This window comes from Arthrobacter sp. H14 (genome assembly GCF_000520495.1).
Classification (GTDB): Bacteria; Actinomycetota; Actinomycetes; order Actinomycetales; family Micrococcaceae; genus Arthrobacter_C.
In genome coordinates this window covers 1-2387 of the sequence record NZ_KI914703.1, presented here as the reverse complement: position 1 = coordinate 2387, position 2387 = coordinate 1, and the positions used below count along the sequence as shown (strand labels likewise).

Below are 2387 nucleotides of genomic sequence, written 5' to 3'. Positions count from 1 at the left end.
ATCGGTGTGCACCGGCGCCGGCCGGTGCACACCTGCCGCGGAAGGAGCGGGTTATGAATGCAACAGCCATGGGCTTACTGGCCGGGCTGATACTGGGACTGGTGGCCGTATTCGGCGGTTTCGACGCTTTCTTGATTGTTGCCCTGCTGGGTGCCGTCGGCTTGGTCATCGGACGCGTGGTGGACGGCAAGCTGGACCTGCGCGAGCTGTTTGACCGGGGCCGGCGGTGAGCAACACCCCAGCGGCACGAGCCGGGCGCCACCAAGAGGAAACTGATGTCGAATCCCGCGGCCGGCTGGAGATCGCCGAAAAAGTCGTGGAGAAAATCGCCAGTCGGGCGGCTGGGGAACTGGACGCGGTGGGAGGATCCACCGGTGGTTTCCTGGGGATCGGTAACCACCCGGAGCTCTCAGCCAGGCCCAAGGTCAACGTGAAGCTGAGCGGACAGGTGGCGACCATCGAGGTGACAGTCGGGGTGCGCTACCCGGTTCCGTTGCGCCGCACCGGTGAAGAACTGCGGCAGCGGGTCCGTTCACGGGTCACCAACCTGACGGGTATCGATGTGCGCCAGGTCGACGTCGAAATCTCCTGGCTGCTGCCCGACGACGCCGCGTCCCGGACCAGGAGGCTGGAATGAGCAGGAACCACCCACATTCAAAACGGCTCCGCCGACGCCCAGGACGGTCACTGGCAGCCTCTCTCGTTGCCATCGTGCTGCTGGCCCTTGGCGTCGCCGCCATCTGGCTCAGCGTTGCCCGCTTGGTCAACGGGTCGTGGCCGGGATTTTTGGCCACCGCCGTGCAATGGTTCGGCTCTCTGTCCTGGGACAGCCCCGGCACCTGGATCATCGCCATCGCCGCGGTGGTGATCGGCATCGTGTTGTTATTGGCTGCACTCATTCCGGGGAAGTTCAGCGGCATGGCGGTGCAGGCAGGAGGCGACGACGACCGTGCCACCGAAGCGCTGCTCAGCAACCGCGCTCTCACCCGCTTGGCCACCGCGCACGCTGAACGTATGGATGGCGTGACGACCAGCAAGGCCAGAGTGAAGGGCAAAAAGGTCCGGTTGACTGTCACCTCCCCGTTGCGCCAACCGGGCGACCTGCGCCGTCGTGTTGCGGAGTCGGTGGCAGAACGGCTCCAATCCACCGGCTTGGTGCACAAACCGAAGGTGGGCGTGCGTGTCCGTTCGATCAGCGACTAACAAGCACCGGACATCCCAAGCCGCCAATACCCACGGAAGGAGCCGATTATGCGCCAGACAGTAGGACCGCTGAACCGGACATGGCTTGCCAGCATCGGGATCATCACCCTGCTGGCAGGGATTGCGGGCGTGCTTTTGGCGACCGGGCTGGCCACCAGCTTAACCGGCGCCGCCGGTCTGCCGGCGCAAGTTCCCCCGCCGTCGCAGCCAGTGGTGGCAGGTGATCTGCAGTCGCTGATTCAGCCAACAGCCGTCGCCGTCGTGACCGCCGTCGCGGGACTGGTCCTGGCGCTGCTGGCACTTGGCTGGCTGCTCAAGCAAGTGCCCCGCAGGAATCAAGCGCGCATGCTCCGGCTGCATAATGATGGCGCGGACGGGCTGACCCTATGCCGCCCGGACGTGGTCACCGAGGCCGTAGCCGGGCAACTAGAAGCCTTTCCCGGCGTCGTACGCAGTGATGCCGTTCTGCGCGGGACCGCATCCGAGCCCGAACTGACCGTTCACACCACCGTCGGCGACCGGGCGGACATCCGGGAGCTCGTAGATTACATCTGCAGCCGCACCGCCGCTGACGTCGAGACGGCACTGGAGGTTCCGCTGCAGCGGCTGGCTATCCTGCTCGACATTTCAGGCAGTACCAAGAGCAGCAAAACTGTAGTGCTGTAACAACATCACGTCGCAACCGCGAACATGAAGCAGCTGGCAGCAGAATTTTGCTTCCGGGGCGGCGCGGCATATTCGACACTCTGACGTTATGCTTTTGGGACACTAGAATTACTAAGCATGCTTGGTGTGCCCCTGGAAGGGATGCACCACCCACTAATCGGGAGGAAATCTGATGGATGAGAAAATGAAGCTCGCAGGAATTCTATTAGGCGGGTACCTGCTCGGCCGAACGAAAAAAGGGAAGCTGGCGCTCACCATGGCCGGTGGTCTCGCCGGGAAGAAAATCAGCGGCAATAAGGGTGAAATGCTCGGCCAACTGAACAAGCTGGTCGAATCATCGCCGGAGGCCAAGAAGCTGATGGAGCAGATCACCGGCCAGCTCACTGAAGCGGCCAGGAACGCTGTGCTTGCAGGCGCCACCCGTGGCATCGAGTCCGTCGGCACCAACCTGCAGAACCGTACCGAACGCCTTAACGCCCTCAAGGCCGGCGGAGACGCCGACGAGCAGGAGGAGGAAG

Annotated in this window: 5 protein-coding genes; all 5 read left to right on the top strand. The window is 63.5% G+C overall.

The genetic code is table 11. The features are described from left to right. Positions 1 to 53 precede the first annotated feature (53 nt). Positions 54 to 230, top strand: coding sequence for a DUF2273 domain-containing protein (locus Y707_RS31940; protein ID WP_026536485.1), 177 nt, complete (start codon positions 54 to 56; stop codon positions 228 to 230). Then, positions 227 to 637, top strand: a complete 411-nt coding sequence (locus Y707_RS28140) for an Asp23/Gls24 family envelope stress response protein (protein WP_051442275.1) — start codon at positions 227 to 229, stop codon at positions 635 to 637. Before Y707_RS31940 ends, Y707_RS28140 begins: the two co-directional genes overlap by 4 nt. Beyond that, entirely contained in the window at positions 634 to 1203 is a 570-nt protein-coding gene (locus Y707_RS29280) for a DUF6286 domain-containing protein (RefSeq protein WP_051442274.1), read from the top strand. The genes Y707_RS28140 and Y707_RS29280 overlap by 4 nt, the downstream gene beginning before the upstream one ends. Before the next feature lie 48 nt (positions 1204 to 1251). Then, positions 1252 to 1869: a hypothetical protein gene (locus Y707_RS0120865; RefSeq protein ID WP_026536484.1), complete on the top strand. Its 618-nt coding sequence runs from the start codon at positions 1252 to 1254 to the stop codon at positions 1867 to 1869. 172 nt (positions 1870 to 2041) lie between these two features. After that, positions 2042 to 2387, top strand: a 346-nt coding sequence (locus Y707_RS28130) for a hypothetical protein (RefSeq protein ID WP_216699319.1), incomplete at its 3' end; no start/stop codon positions are given.